12 protein-coding genes are annotated in these 13,681 nt (G+C 71.8%); 3 read left to right on the top strand and 9 right to left on the bottom strand.

Annotation, left to right across the window (positions count from 1 at the left end; genetic code table 11):
* Window positions 1-13 precede the first annotated feature (13 nt).
* The 6 genes from pgl to tkt all read right to left on the bottom strand — a co-directional run bounded on the left by pgl (window position 14) and on the right by tkt (window position 8,190).
* Window positions 14-742 (bottom strand): 6-phosphogluconolactonase, encoded by a 729-nt coding sequence (pgl, locus tag F4692_RS17180; RefSeq protein ID WP_179620947.1) that lies wholly within the window; start codon window positions 740-742, stop codon window positions 14-16.
* The gene (locus tag F4692_RS17175; protein WP_179620946.1) at window positions 739-1,650 is read right to left on the bottom strand and encodes a glucose-6-phosphate dehydrogenase assembly protein OpcA; all 912 of its coding nucleotides are present in this window, start codon (window positions 1,648-1,650) and stop codon (window positions 739-741) included. Before F4692_RS17175 ends, pgl begins: the two co-directional genes overlap by 4 nt.
* 76 nt (window positions 1,651-1,726) lie before the next feature.
* Window positions 1,727-3,250: a glucose-6-phosphate dehydrogenase gene (gene zwf, locus F4692_RS17170; protein ID WP_179620945.1), complete on the bottom strand. Its 1,524-nt coding sequence runs from the start codon at window positions 3,248-3,250 to the stop codon at window positions 1,727-1,729.
* On the bottom strand, window positions 3,247-4,902 hold the full coding sequence (gene pgi / locus F4692_RS17165) for a glucose-6-phosphate isomerase (protein ID WP_179620944.1): 1,656 nt from the start codon (window positions 4,900-4,902) through the stop codon (window positions 3,247-3,249). Before pgi ends, zwf begins: the two co-directional genes overlap by 4 nt.
* On the bottom strand, window positions 4,899-6,014 hold the full coding sequence (gene tal / locus F4692_RS17160) for a transaldolase (protein WP_179620943.1): 1,116 nt from the start codon (window positions 6,012-6,014) through the stop codon (window positions 4,899-4,901). The genes pgi and tal overlap by 4 nt, the downstream gene beginning before the upstream one ends.
* A gap of 46 nt (window positions 6,015-6,060) precedes the next feature.
* Window positions 6,061-8,190 (bottom strand): transketolase, encoded by a 2,130-nt coding sequence (gene tkt, locus F4692_RS17155; RefSeq protein ID WP_179620942.1) that lies wholly within the window; start codon window positions 8,188-8,190, stop codon window positions 6,061-6,063.
* A 198-nt stretch (window positions 8,191-8,388) separates the two neighbouring features.
* Here tkt and F4692_RS17150 point away from each other — a divergent pair, with 198 nt between their 5' ends.
* The 3 genes from F4692_RS17150 to F4692_RS17140 all read left to right on the top strand — a co-directional run bounded on the left by F4692_RS17150 (window position 8,389) and on the right by F4692_RS17140 (window position 11,006).
* The gene (locus F4692_RS17150) at window positions 8,389-9,357 is read left to right on the top strand and encodes a heme o synthase (protein ID WP_179620941.1); all 969 of its coding nucleotides are present in this window, start codon (window positions 8,389-8,391) and stop codon (window positions 9,355-9,357) included.
* A gap of 150 nt (window positions 9,358-9,507) precedes the next feature.
* Window positions 9,508-10,521 carry a hypothetical protein gene (locus F4692_RS17145; RefSeq protein ID WP_179620940.1) on the top strand — a complete coding sequence of 338 codons (1,014 nt, stop codon included), beginning with the start codon at window positions 9,508-9,510 and terminating at the stop codon, window positions 10,519-10,521.
* On the top strand, window positions 10,518-11,006 hold the full coding sequence (locus tag F4692_RS17140; protein WP_179620939.1) for a class F sortase: 489 nt from the start codon (window positions 10,518-10,520) through the stop codon (window positions 11,004-11,006). Before F4692_RS17145 ends, F4692_RS17140 begins: the two co-directional genes overlap by 4 nt.
* 24 nt (window positions 11,007-11,030) lie before the next feature.
* Here F4692_RS17140 and F4692_RS17135 read toward each other — a convergent pair whose 3' ends face one another.
* The 3 genes from F4692_RS17135 to F4692_RS17125 are packed head-to-tail and all read right to left on the bottom strand — an operon-like array spanning window position 11,031 to window position 13,677.
* Window positions 11,031-11,957, bottom strand: a complete 927-nt coding sequence (locus tag F4692_RS17135; protein WP_179620938.1) for a COX15/CtaA family protein — start codon at window positions 11,955-11,957, stop codon at window positions 11,031-11,033.
* The gene (locus F4692_RS17130) at window positions 11,957-12,742 is read right to left on the bottom strand and encodes an ABC transporter permease (protein WP_308645358.1); all 786 of its coding nucleotides are present in this window, start codon (window positions 12,740-12,742) and stop codon (window positions 11,957-11,959) included. The genes F4692_RS17135 and F4692_RS17130 overlap by 1 nt, the downstream gene beginning before the upstream one ends.
* A complete protein-coding gene (locus F4692_RS17125; protein WP_308645357.1) occupies window positions 12,739-13,677 on the bottom strand; it encodes an ABC transporter ATP-binding protein in 939 nt (312 codons plus the stop codon). Before F4692_RS17125 ends, F4692_RS17130 begins: the two co-directional genes overlap by 4 nt.
* Window positions 13,678-13,681: the final 4 nt, after the last annotated feature.

The following is a 13,681-nucleotide window of genomic DNA, read 5'->3' as shown; positions in this document are numbered from 1 at the left end:
CCGCGCCTCGTGGTCAGAGCGCCGACGCGGCGTCCTCGTCGAGCCACCACACCGTCTCGTCACCGCGTACGCCCCGGGCGGGCGTCTCGGCGACGGTCCCCTCGTCGGCCAGGGCGCGCGCGACGGCCTCGGCCTTGCCCGCTCCGCTCGCGATGAACCACACCGCACGGCAGCGCTCCATCGCCTCGAACGTGAGGGTGACGCGGTCCGGCGGCGGCTTGGGGGAGTCGTGCACGGCGACGGCGATGGCGTCACGGGCCTCGAGCGCCGGGTGGCCGGGGAAGAGGGAGGCGCAGTGCCCGTCGGGGCCGATGCCGAGCATCAGGACCTCGAAGAAGCCTGCGCCCTCCGAGCGCATGGTCGCGCTGTAGGCCTCGGCCGCCTCCTCCGCGGTGGCGACCTCGTCGCTGCCGGGGACGGCGTGCACGTGCGCGGGATCGACCGCCACGTGGTCGAGCAGGGCCTCGCGGGCCTGCAGCGCGTTGCGGTCGGGGGAGTCCGAGGCGACGAACCGCTCGTCGCCCCACCAGAAGACGATGCGCGACCAGTCGACCGACGAGTCGGGGGCACGGCGGGCGAGCTCGCGGTGCAGGTCCTCGGCGATGCTGCCGCCGGTGAGGCCGATGTGCGGCACCTCGCCGCGGGCCTGGGCGGACTCGATCCGGTCGAGCAGCGCCGAGGCGACGTCGCCGACGAGCACGTCGGCGTCGTCGTGGCGGCGGACCTCCGCAGCGGCGTTCACTTCGACCTCTTCAGCGTCACGAGGCGCGAGGCGACCTCGGCGTAGACGTCGTCCTCGTCGAGGCGGCGCAGCTCCTCCGACAGCAGGGCCGGCACCTCGCGCCGCTTGAGCGCGACCGGGCGGTCGGGACGGTTCGGCGACGAGAACGTGGCAAGTCGTCCGTCGGCGCGCGAGATGCGGATCGGGCCCTCCTTGGTGTCCATCGAGACCTCCGTGATGCCGGGGCCGTCCGAGCTGCCCCGGGTCACCTCGACCTTGAGCCGGTCGGCGAGCCAGGCCACGAGCAGGTCGGCGCTCGGGCTGATCCGCTCGGCGGTCACCTTGGCGCCGGTGACCTTGAGCGGGTGCTGGTCGAGCGCGGCCGCGAGCAGCGCGCGCCACGGGGTCAGGCGGGTCCAGCTCAGGTCGGTGTTGCCGGGGGCGTACGCCTCGCACTGCGTGCGCATCGCGGTCGACTTGCCCCGCGACACCGAGGCGGAGTCGGTGATCCGCCGCTGGGCGAGGGCGCCGAGCGGGTCGGACGCCGGGTCGGCCGGGGCCGACGTCGGCCACCAGATGGCGACGGGGGAGTCGGGCAGCAGCAGCGGCAGCACCACGGACTCGGCGTGCTTGACCACCTCGCCCTTGAGCCGGATGAGGGCGGTCTCACCGCCCCAGCCGTCGCCGCTGCCGACCTGGGCGTTGACCTGGGCCGCCCCGCGGGCGTCGCCGAGGATCACGCCGAGGACGCGCGAGGGGTGCTCGCGGGAGGCGCGCTTGGCGGCCAGCATCGCCTCGGCGGCGTCCTCCTCGGGCGCGACGATGACCAGCGTCATCACCATGCCCATCGCCGGGCTCCCGGCCCGGGTGCGCGCCCTGACGAACTCGGCGGCGATCTTCGACGCGTTGGTGTCGGTGAGCTCGATCATCTCGGGGTTCCCTCGGTGGTGGCGGGCGGAGGAGCGAAGCGGGGGAGGCTGGGAACAGCGTGGGGTGAGGTCATCGTCACGGCCTCCTCCACGTACGGCCCGCGCGGGCGAGCATCTTGTCGGCGGACTCCGGGCCCCACGTGCCCGAGTCGTAGGGCTCCGGCGTGCCCTTGCGCGCCCAGTGCTGGATCACGGGGTCGAGGATCTGCCAGGACAGCTCGACCTCCTCGTGCCGGGGGAAGAGGGGCGGGTCGCCGAGCAGGACGTCGAGGATGAGCCGCTCGTAGGCCTCGGCGCTCGCCTCGGTGAAGGAGCCGCCGTAGGCGAAGTCCATGTTGACGTCGCGGATCTCCATGGCGGTGCCGGGGACCTTGGAGCCGAACCGCATCGTCATGCCCTCGTCGGGCTGCACCCGGATGACCAGGGCGTTCTGGGTGAGGTCCTCGGTGGCGGTGGAGGTGAACGGCAGGTGCGGCGCGCGCTTGAACACGACGGCGACCTCGGTGACCCGGCGGCCCAGCCGCTTGCCGGTGCGCAGGTAGAACGGCACTCCGGCCCAGCGCCGGGTCTCGACGTTGACCGTGATCGCGGCGAAGGTCTCGGTCGTGGAGGTCTTCTTGATGCCCTCCTCCTCGAGGAAGCCGATGACCTTCTCGCCCCCGGCCCAGCCGGGCATGTACTGCCCGCGTGCGGTCGTGAGGTCGAGCCGCGGCGGGAGCGTGGCGGAGGCGAGCACCTTCTGCTTCTCGATCCGCAGGCTCTCGGCGTCGAACGCCACCGGCTCCTCCATCGCGACGAGCGCCATCAGCTGCAGGAGGTGGTTCTGGATGACGTCACGCGCGGCGCCGATGCCGTCGTAGTAGCCGGCACGGCCGCCGATGCCGATGTCCTCGGCCATCGTGATCTGCACGTGGTCGACGTAGTTGGAGTTCCAGATGGGCTCGAACATGTTGTTGGCGAAGCGCATCGCCAGGATGTTCTGGACCGTCTCCTTGCCGAGATAGTGGTCGATCCGGAACACCGACCCCGACGGGAAGACGCCCGCCAGGGTCTCGTTGAGCTCGCGGGCGGACTCGAGGTCGTGGCCGAACGGCTTCTCGACCACCACTCGGCGCCACTGGTCCGGGCCCGGGTCGGCGAGCCCGTGCTCCTTGAGCTGGCCCACCACCGTGCCGAAGAAGCCCGGGGGGATGGCGAGGTAGAACGCCATGTTGCCGCCGGTGCCACGCTTCTGGTCCAGCTCCTCGACCGTCCGGCGCAGCTGGTCGAAGGCCTCGTCGTCGTCGAAGTTGCCGGGCACGAAGCGGAAGCCCTCGGACAGCTGGTTCCAGACCTCCTCGCGGAACGGCGTACGCGCGTGCTCCTTGACGGCGTCGTGGACGATCTGCGCGAAGTCCTGGTCGGCCCAGTCGCGCCGGGCGAAGCCGATGAGGCTGAAGCCCGGCGGCAGCAGGCCGCGGTTCGCGAGGTCGTAGATGGCCGGCATGACCTTCTTGCGCGACAGGTCGCCGGTGACGCCGAACAGCACCATCCCGCAGGGTCCGGCGATGCGGGGCAGCCGCCGGTCCTGCGGGTCCCGGAGCGGGTTGGTGTAGGTCATCGGTCTCGGTTCTCCTGGTAGTACGTGATGAGCGACTGCGTCGACGCGTCCTGCTCGGCCAGGACGCCGGCGTCGCCCGAGACGGCGGGACCGAGCTGCTGGGCGAGCTGCTTGCCGAGCTCGACGCCCCACTGGTCGAAGCTGTCGATGCCCCAGACGGCGCCCTCGACGAACGTGATGTGCTCGTAGAGGGCGACGAGCTGCCCGAGCACCGACGGCGTCAGCGCCGGCGCCATGATCGAGGTCGTCGGACGGTTGCCCGGGAAGGTGCGCGCCGTGACGAGCTCCTCGGCCACGCCCTCCGCACGCACCTCGTCGGCCGTCTTCCCGAACGCGAGGGCCTTGGTCTGCGCGAAGAAGTTGGCCAGGAACAGCTCGTGCACGTCGGTGTCGCCGTCGGAGAGGGCGTACGCCGGGCGCGCGAAGGCGATGAAGTCGGCAGGCACCAGCCGGGTGCCCTGGTGGATCAGCTGGTAGAAGGCGTGCTGCCCGTTGGTGCCGGGCTCGCCCCAGAAGACCTCGCCGGTGTCGTACGCGACGGCGGTGCCGTCCCAGCGCACGCCCTTGCCGTTGGACTCCATCGTCAGCTGCTGGAGGTAGGCCGGGAACCGGTGCAGCAGCTGGGCGTAGGGCAGGACGGCGTGGGTGTGGGCGCCGAGGAAGTTGGCGTACCAGACGTTGAGCAGCCCCATCCGGAGTGGGACGTTGGCGGCGGCGGGCGCCGTGCGGAAGTGCTCGTCCATCGTGTGGAAGCCCGCGAGCAGCTCGGCGAACCGGTCGGGCCCGATGGCGATGACGAGGGACAGGCCGATGGCGGAGTCGACGGAGTAGCGGCCGCCGACCCAGTCCCAGAAGCCGAAGGCGTTGTCGGTGTCGATGCCGAAGTCGGCGACCTTGTCGAGCGCGGTGGACACGGCCACGAAGTGCCGCGCGACCGCGGCCCCCGGATCGCTGCCCGACGGCAGGTGCTCGAGCAGCCAGGCCTTGCACAGGCGCGCGTTGGTGAGGGTCTCGAGGGTGCCGAACGTCTTGCTGGAGACGATGAACAGCGTGGTCTCCGGGTCGAGGCCCGACAGCTTCTGCGCGGCGTCGGTCGGGTCGATGTTGCTGATGAAGCGGCAGGTCAGCCCGTCCTGGCGGTAGGGCTCGAGCGCCTCGTAGGCCATCACGGGCCCGAGGTCCGAGCCACCGATGCCGATGTTGACCACGGTCGCGATCCGCTTGCCGGTGACGCCGGTCCACGCACCGGAGCGCACTCGCTCCGCGAAGGCGTACGCGCGGTCGAGCACCTCGTGCACGTCGGCGACGACGTCCTGCCCGTCCACCGTCAGCGACGCGTCGGCCGGCAACCGCAGTGCGGTGTGCAGCACGGCGCGGTCCTCGGTGACGTTGATGGGCTCGCCGGCGAACATGGCGCGGCGTCGGTCGTCGAGCCCGACCTGCTCGGCCAGCGCGAGCAGGGCGGTCTCGACGTCGCCGTCGAACAGGTTCTTCGACAGGTCGACGTGCAGGTCACCGGCCGCGAGGGTCTGCTGCTCGACCCGCTCCGCGGTGAGCGCGGAGCGGAGGTCGAGCGTGTAGCCGTCGGAAAGGCGGGCCAGCTCGGCCCACGCTGCTGTGGTCGTGGGATCGACCGGCCCGCCCGCCGTCATGCCCGTGCGGCCTCGAGCGACGCCGCCAGGGTGGTCTGCAGCTCGTCCCACGCCACGACGAACTTGTCGACGCCCTCCTTGATGAGGACCTCGATCACGTCGTCGTAGTCGATGCCCGCGTCGGCCAGCGCCTGCATGTGCGCGGCGGCGTCGTCGTAGAACGGGCGTACGCGGTCACCGCGCACCTCGCCGTGGTCGGCGACGGCGTCCAGGGTCTTCTCCGGCATGGTGTTGACGGTGTCCTCCACCACGAGGTCGACGACGTACATCGTGTCGTCGTAGTCGGGGTTCTTCACCCCGGTCGAGGCCCACAGCGGACGCTGCTTGCGCGCGCCCTTGGCCGCGAGCGCCTCCCAGCGCTCGCCGGTGAAGAACTCCTCGTACATCTTGAACGCGAGCCGGGCGTTGGCCACGCCGGCCTTGCCGCGCAGCGCCGCGTCGGTGCCCGGTCCGTCGGTGGTCGCCTCGAGCCGCTTGTCGATCTCGGAGTCGACGCGCGAGACGAAGAACGAGGCGACCGAGTGGATGTCGGCGAGCTCGTGGCCATTGTCGGCGGCCTTCTCGAGGCCGGAGACGTAGGCCTCCATCACGTTGCGGTACTGCTCGAGACCGAAGATCAGCGTCACGTTGACGGAGATGCCGGCGGCGATCGTCTCGGTGATGGCCGGCCAGCCCTCCTCGGTGCCGGGGATCTTGATCATCACGTTGGGCTCGTCCACGGTCTCGTAGAGGATCGCAGCCTCCTTGACGGTCTGCTCGGTGTCGTGGGCGAAGCCGGGGGACACCTCGATCGAGACGCGGCCGTCGACGCCGTCGGTGGCGTCGAACACCGGGCGCATGACCTTGCAGGCCTCTCTCACGTCGTCGGTCGTGATCACCAGCGTCGCCCGGTCGACATCGGCCCCCTGGGCGGCGAGCTCACGGACCTGCGGGTCGTAGCGCTCGCCGTCGGCCAGCGCGGCCTGGAAGATCGCCGGGTTGGAGGTGACCCCGACGACGTGGCTGCTCTGGACGAGCTCGGCGAGGTTGCCGGTCTCGAGGCGCTCGCGGGACAGGTCGTCGAGCCAGATGGACACCCCGGCGTCGGCCAGGGCCTTGAGGCGGTCGTTCATGCGATTCCTCCCGTGGAAGTGGTCTGGTGGTCCGGGTCGGCCGTGGTCAGGCGCGGACGACGGCGACGCTGTCGCGTGCGGCGTCGGCGACGGCCTGCCCGGTCATGCCGAACTCGGTGTAGATGCGCGCGTAGTCGGCCGAGGCGCCGTAGTGGTCGATCGAGACGATGCGGCCGTTGTCGCCGACGATCTCGCGCCAGCCCTGGCGGACACCCGCCTCGACCGAGACGCGTGCCTTGACGGTGGGCGGCAGAACCATGTCGCGGTAGGCCTCGTCCTGGGCCTCGAACCACTCGAGGCACGGCATCGACACCACGCGCGCGTCGATGTCGTCGGCGGCGAGGAGCTCGCGCGCCTCGACGGCGAGCTGGACCTCGGAACCGGTGCCGATGAGGATGACGTCGGGCGTCGCCTTCTCGGAGTCGAGGAGCACGTAGGCGCCCCGCGCGACGCCCTCGGTCGAGCCCCAGCGCTTCCCGCTGTCGGCGTCGTCGCCGCGGGGGAAGACCGGGACGTTCTGCCGGGTGAGCGCCAGGGCCGCGGGCCGGTCGGTGTGGCCGAGGATGGCCTGCCACGCGGCGACGGTCTCGTTGGCGTCCGCCGGGCGTACGACGTCGAGGCCGGGCATCGCCCGCAGCGCGGCGAGGTGCTCGATCGGCTGGTGGGTCGGGCCGTCCTCGCCGAGCCCGATGGAGTCGTGGGTCCAGACGTAGGTGACCGGCAGCCGGCTGAGCGCCGCCACCCGGACCGAGCCGCGCATGTAGTCGGAGAAGGTGAGGAAGGTGCCGCCGAAGACGCGCGTCAGGCGGTCCGCCGCGATGCCGTTCATGATCGCGCCCATGCCGTGCTCGCGGATGCCGAAGTGCAGCACGCGGCCGGCGTAGGGGTCGGTGCTCCACTCGCCCACCTCGGCGACCTCGGGCCCGACCGACGGCGCGCTGGTGATCGTGGTGTTGTTGGAGCCGGCGAGGTCGGCGGAGCCGCCCCAGAGCTCGGGCAGCACCGGCGCGAGCGCGTTGATCACCTTGCCGGAGGCGGAGCGGGTCGCGACGCCCTTGGCGTCGGCGTCGAAGGACGGCATCGCGTCGGCGAGGTCGACGGGCAGCTCGCGGCGCTTGAGCCGGTGGAGCAGCTCGGCGGCCTCGGCGTTGGCGCCGGACCAGGCGGCGTACGCCTCGTCCCACTCGGCACCCCAGGCGGCGCCGCGCTCGCGCAGCTGCCGGGTGTGCTCGAGGACGCCCGACGGGATCTCGAAGGTCTTCTCGGGGTCGAAGCCCAGCACCTGCTTGGTCGCGGCGACCTCCTCGGCGCCCAGCGCGCTGCCGTGCGCTGCCTCGGTGCCCTGCGCGTTGGGGGCGGGCCAGGCGATGATCGTGTCGAGGACGATGAGCGTCGGCCGGTCGAGGACCTCGCGGCCCTCGCGGATCGCGGTGTAGAGCGCCTCGACGTCCTCGACGTACTCGGTGCCACCGTTGGTCCAGTCGACCACGCGCACGTCCCAGCCGTAGGCGGCGTAGCGCGCGGCGACGTCCTCGGTGAAGGCGATGTCGGTGTCGCCCTCGATGGAGATGCGGTTGCGGTCGTAGATGACCGTCAGGTTGCCGAGCTTCTGGGTGCCGGCGATCGAGCTGGCCTCGGAGCTCACGCCCTCCTGGAGATCGCCGTCGGAGGCGAGGGCGTAGACGTAGTGGTCGAACAGGCTCTCGCCGGGCGCGGCACCGGGGTCCAGCAGCCCGTGCACGCGACGTCCCGACAGGGCCATGCCGACGGCGTTGCCGACGCCCTGGCCGAGCGGGCCGGTCGTCACCTCGACACCCGCGGTGTGGCCGAGCTCGGGGTGGCCGGGCGTCTTCGAGCCCCAGGTGCGCAGCGCCTTGAGGTCGTCGAGCTCGAGGCCGAAGCCGCCGAGGAAGAGCTGGGTGTAGAGGGTGATGCTGGAGTGCCCGCACGACAAAACGAAGCGGTCGCGGGCGACCCACTCGGGGTCCGCCGGGTCGTGGCGCATCACCTTCTGGAAGAGCAGGTAGGCCGCAGGGGCCAGGCTCATGGCCGTGCCGGGGTGGCCGTTGCCGACCTTCTGCACTGCGTCCATGGCCAGCACGCGGGCGGTGTCGACGGCCTTGTCGTCGATGTCGCTCCAGTCGAGCGTGGCGGGCAGGGCGGACTTCTCGGTCAACGCAGTTCCTCTCGGGATGGGGTGAAGGCAGGATCACAGGTCCCCGGGGTGGCCTCGACTGCGAGCCTATCGCCGTGGCCGAGTAGACTCGACCCCGCCCGAGGGTGGTCCCGAAAGCCGGAATCGCTGCTGGTCCGTCACCTCCGGTTCCCACCACCCCTCGTCCTATCCGCCACCGTCATCCCGAGGTTGCCCACCGTGTCCCACGCCGGTCCGAACGCTGCTGCGTCCGCCCGGCCGTCGGGCGGTGACGACGGTGCGGCGCCGGACGGTCCGAAGACCTGGCGCGACGTCGTCGGTGCCTACGTCGGGCTCACCAAGCCGCGGGTGATCGAGCTCCTGCTGCTGACGACCGTGCCGGTGATGTTCTTCGCCGAGCGCGGCATCCCGTCCCTCGGCCTGGTGGCCGCCACCGTCGTCGGCGGCGCCCTGTCCGCCGGCTCGGCGTCGACCTACAACTGCGTCTACGACCGCGACATCGACGAGCAGATGAGGCGTACGCGTCGCCGCGCGCTGCCGCGCCACATCGTCTCGCCCGTCTCGGCGCTCGTCTTCGCGACCGTGCTCGCCGTGCTGTCGACCGTCGTGCTGGCGCTCTGGGTCAACTGGCTCTCCGCGGCGCTCTCGGTGCTGGCCAACGCGTTCTACGTGCTCGTCTACACGATGATCCTCAAGCGCCGCACCACCCAGAACATCGTGTGGGGCGGCCTCGCCGGGTGCTTCCCGGCGCTGATCGGCTGGACGGCCGTGACCGGCGAGCTGGCCTGGACGCCGGTCGTGCTCTTCCTCGTGGTCTTCTTCTGGACGCCGCCGCACACGTGGGCGCTGGCGCTGCGCTACCGCGAGGACTACCGCAACGTCGACGTCCCGATGCTGCCGGTCGTCAAGCCCGCCGCGGAGGTGGGGCGGCAGGTGGTCGTCTACAGCTGGGTCATGGTCGCGACCTCGCTGCTGCTGTGGCCGGTCGCCGGCACCAGCCTCGTCTACCCGGCCCTCGCCGCCGTCCTGGGCGTGGTGTTCCTCGTCGAGGCGCACCGCATGTGGTCACGCACCAAGGCGTCCGAGGCGCTCGGGGAGATCAACCCCATGCGGCTGTTCCACGCCTCGAACCTCTACCTGTCGCTGCTCTTCGTCGCCGTCGCCCTGGACCCGCTGCTGAGCCGCTAGCGCACGATCGAAGATCTCGCTGGGGAAATGAAGAACCCTAGACATCATCTTGAGACTACGTGCCGTGTTTCTAGGCCACCGTCCGTCGTTGAATCGTGCGGATGGGGAGGCATCGGGCCATCCCCTCACGGAACTGGGGGTTCTACCAGCATGTTCGCAGCACTCAGGGGAACGGTCGCAGCAGCGACCGAGGGAGACACCGGCACGCGCGTGGGGCGCCTGCCACGGGCCGTGTCCCGCGTCATGACGTTGACGGTCGGGGTCGGCTTCGCGGTCGTGGGGATCGCGGGAGCCGCCAGCGCCCACCACAACACCATCAGCGGTGACGTCACGTGCGCCACCGGTGGCGGCTGGACCGTCACGTGGCGGGTCGAGAACAGCGAGACCGTGCCCGAGACCGTCACCAGCTCCACGAGGACCAACGCGGTCCCGGTCGGCACGCGGCTCGCCTCGCGCCAGACGATCTACCGCACCGAGACCGTCACCACCAAGCCGTCGCAGCCGCTGACGCTGACGCTCGCGGCACGGTGGGACAACAATAACACCAACACCAGCTCCGGCAGCATCGCGGTGTCCAAGTTCGCCGACAACTGCGCGGTGAAGAAGGTCGACCAGCCGACGGTGCCCGTCGTCGACGACTGCGGCCCGGGCAACGCCCACTACGGCCAGGTCCCGACCGGTCCCTGGACCTCGACGACCAACCCGGACGGCAGCCTCACGGTGACGACCACCCCGGGCTACCAGTTCACCAACGGCCAGACCTCGGTGACCTACCCGGCGCCGGTCGACAGCAACCAGCCGTGCCCGACACCCACGCCGCCGGTCGTCACGCCGCCGGTGGTCACGCCGCCGGTGACCAACCCGCCCGAGGTGCTGCCCGCCCAGGTGCGCGTCGTCTCCGCCAACGTCCGCACGATCGACAAGTGCGGTCGCACCAGCGACATGTTCAAGGTGATCAAGCGCAACGGCGTCGTCTACAAGGCGCAGGGCAAGGTCGTGCGCCAGGGCGCCTGGATCAAGGCCACGAAGCGCACCGTCACCGTGCGGGCCGTCGCCGCCGACGCGTCGTTCAAGCTGCGCGGCAAGCAGGTCTGGAAGCTCAGCTTCACCAACAAGGCGTGCGCCCAGGCGCCGCAGGTCGCCCCCAACACCGGGGCTCGATGATCCGGAGGGCGTTCGCTCGCACCGGTGTCCTCGTGGCCCTGGTGGCGACCGTCCTGGCTGGTCAGGGTGCGGCACACGCCGCTCCTGACCGGCTGCGGATCGACCGCACCGGCACCGACGCGGTCGTCATTAAGGTGCCGGCGCGCAACGACACGCTCGCGGTCGGGCCCCGGCTGCGCGGCGCTGTCTACACCTGGTCCAAGGGTGACCCGCCGTGCGACCCCACGGGCAGCACGGTCTACGCCGGTCACGCCTGGCGCTCCGGCAACGGCGTCGCCGACAGGTGGGGCCAGCTGCGTCGCGGCGACGTCATCAAGGTCGCCGGGTGCCGGTTCGAGGTCACCAAGCGCGAGTTCTGGTCGGCCAAGCGCCGGATGGGCTCGCTCTACTCCGTCTCCGGGCCGGCGCGCATCGTGCTGGTGGCCTGCAAGGCGGACGACTACTCCAAGCGGACGGTCATTTTCGCCCGCAAGATCGGGCGCTGACCGCTCCGACAAGTCCTGGGAGGGCTAGGTCAGGCGAGTCGCAGCGTGGGGCTGCGGCTCGCCGCCGGCCTCCGCCTCGGCGGCGGCCCGGTGCGGCAGGACCGCCAGCGCGACACGGGCGAGCCCTGCGGCCAGCAGCCCGGCGCCGAGCATGTGCAGCGCGACGAGCGCGACCGGCAGGTCCAACCAGTACTGCACCCAGCCCAGCAGGCCCTGGAGCAGCTCGATGACGAGCACCAGGCCCGTGACCCGCGCGAGCCACGCGTGGCCGCCGCGCACAGCGACCAGGAGCAGGGCCACGGTCAGCGCGACCAGCACGTAGACCGAGACGGCGTGCACGTGCGACACAGTGGCCGGGTCCAGCCCGTTGCGGGGCGACTCCGTGTCGCCGGCGTGCGGCCCGGCTCCCGTCACGACCGTGCCGAGGTAGAGCACGACCCATCCCGAGGCGAGGGTCGCCCACGCCAGCGCGCGCGGCAGCGGGGGAGCGGGGCCGCGATCCGGGCTCCGCAGCTCGTCCAGCAGTGCGATGCAGACCATCACCATCGCCATCGACAGCAGGAAGTGCCCCGACACGATCCACGGGTTGAGGTCGGTGAGCACGGTGATGCCGCCGATCACCGCCTGCAGCGGGATGCCGAGGCCGACGACGAAGGCGAGCCTGGTCGCGCGCCGGTGCCGGGCCCCGAGGGCGGCGAGGAAGCAGGCGACCGCGATGGCCGCGAGCGCGAAGGTGAGCAACCGGTTGCCGAACTCGATCGCGCCGTGCAGGCCGAGCTCGCCGTGCGCGACGTAGGACTGGTCCGTGCAGCGGGGCCACGTCGGGCAGCCGAGCCCGGAGCCGGTGAGGCGTACGGCGCCGCCGGTCACCACGATGCCGATGTTGGCGACGAGGTTGGCGATCGCGAGGGGCCAGAGGTACCGGGAGAGCCGGTCGAGCAGCGCAGTCATCACTCCCACTTGAAGGTCCGTGCGGTCAGCACCGTGCCGGCCACCGCCCAGGCGGCGAGCACGAGCAGGGCGCTCACGTCGATCCGGGCGTCCACCAGCGTGGCACGCATCGCCTCGCCGAGGGCACCCGAGGGCAGCCACCGGATCAGCGCCTCGGCGGCGCCGTAGGTGCTGGCGGGCAGCACCACCCCGCCGCCGGCCATCAGGAGCAGGTAGACGAGGTTGGCCAGGGCCAGCGTCGCCTCGGCCCGCAGCGCCCCGGCGACGAGCAGCCCGAGCGCGGCGAACGCCGCCGTGCCGAGCCCGACGGCGAGCACCACCCCGAGCATCGTGCGCGGCGGGTGCGCGAGGGTGGGCTCCCACCCGAGCGCGAGGCCGACCACGACCAGCACCACGAGCTGGAGCGCGACCACGTTGAGCAGGGCGAGGACCTTGCCGAGGAGCAGGCCGTGGCGCGGCAGGGGCGACGAGCCGAGCAGCTTGATGACGCCGTACCTGCGTTCGAAGCCGGTGGCGATGGCGACGGAGGTGAACGCGGTCGACATGACGGCGAGCGCGAGCACGCCGGGAGTGAGCACGTCGACCGCGCGGTGGCCGTCGAGGTCGATCCCGATGCGCCCCGCGGCCAGCACGCCGCCCACCAGGACGATGACCGGGATCACGATGGCGAGCAGCAGCTGCTCGCCGTTGCGCAGCATGAGCCGCGCCTCCATCCGGGACTGGGCCAGGACCATCCGGGCGAGCGAGGCCCCGCCCGGCGCCGGGGAGAACGTCCCGACGCTCACGAGGCGAGCTCCCGTCCGGTGATCTCGAGGAAGACGTCCTCGAGCGTGCGCTGGCCGAGCGTGAGGGTCTGGGGGAGGACGTCGTGCGCCTCGCACCACCGCGACACCCGCCCGAGGGTGGTGCCGTCCGCCGGGCCGTGGATGAGCATGCTGACGTCGTCGAGCTGGCGCACCTCGGTCCCGGGCCCGAGGTCGGCCCGCAGCGACTCGGGAGCGCCCTCGGGGAAGGGCCGGTTGACGACGAGCCGGATCGTGGCGGACCGCCCGCCGCGGGTGAGCTCGGACGGCGTGCCGCTGGCGATGACCGTGCCCCGGTCGATGATGTGGATGCGGTCGGCGAGGTGCTCGGCCTCGTCCATGTGGTGCGTCGTCAGCACGACGGTCACGCCGTCGCCGCGGATCTCCTCCAGCAGCTCCCAGGTCGTGCGGCGCGCCTGCGGGTCCATGCCGGCCGTGGGCTCGTCGACGAAGACCAGCTCGGGTCGACCGACCAGCGCGAGGGCGAGCCCCAGCCGCTGCTTCTGGCCGCCGGACAGCCGGCGGTAGGGCGTACGCCCGCAGTCGCCCAGCCCGAGACGCTCGACCAGCATCGAGGTGTCGAGGGGGTGGGCGTGCAGCGCGGCGAGGTGCTCCAGCATCTCGACGGCCCGAGCCCCGCTCCACGCGCCGCCGCTCTGCAGCATGACGCCGATGCGCGGCAGGAGCGCGGCGCGGTCGCGCTGGGGGTCGAGCCCGAGCACGCGGACGGTGCCCCCCTGCGGGACGCGGTAGCCCTCACAGGTCTCGAGGGTCGTCGTCTTGCCGGCCCCGTTGGGGCCGAGGACCGCGGTCACCGAGCCGCGGGCCACCTCGAGCGACAGCCCGTCGACCGCCACCTTGTCGCCGTACCTCATCACCAGTCCGTCGATGACGACGGCGGGGGAGGCGGGTGGCACGCTG

Source organism: Nocardioides cavernae (assembly GCF_013410035.1).
GTDB classification, from domain to species: domain Bacteria; phylum Actinomycetota; class Actinomycetes; order Propionibacteriales; family Nocardioidaceae; genus Nocardioides; species Nocardioides cavernae_A.
This window is presented reverse-complemented; position numbering and strand designations above follow the sequence as displayed.

Bases quoted from the DNA above. Each gene is read 5' to 3' on its own strand.
- pgi (WP_179620944.1), bottom strand. From the start codon at position 4,902: ATGACGGCGGGCGGGCCGGTCGATCCCACGACCACAGCAGCGTGGGCC.
- F4692_RS17175 (WP_179620946.1), bottom strand. From the start codon at position 1,650: ATGATCGAGCTCACCGACACCAACGCGTCGAAGATCGCCGCCGAGTTC.
- F4692_RS17140 (WP_179620939.1), top strand. From the start codon at position 10,518: ATGATCCGGAGGGCGTTCGCTCGCACCGGTGTCCTCGTGGCCCTGGTG.
- F4692_RS17145 (WP_179620940.1), top strand. From the start codon at position 9,508: ATGTTCGCAGCACTCAGGGGAACGGTCGCAGCAGCGACCGAGGGAGAC.
- F4692_RS17135 (WP_179620938.1), bottom strand. From the start codon at position 11,957: ATGACTGCGCTGCTCGACCGGCTCTCCCGGTACCTCTGGCCCCTCGCG.
- zwf (WP_179620945.1), bottom strand. From the start codon at position 3,250: ATGACCTACACCAACCCGCTCCGGGACCCGCAGGACCGGCGGCTGCCC.
- tal (WP_179620943.1), bottom strand. From the start codon at position 6,014: ATGAACGACCGCCTCAAGGCCCTGGCCGACGCCGGGGTGTCCATCTGG.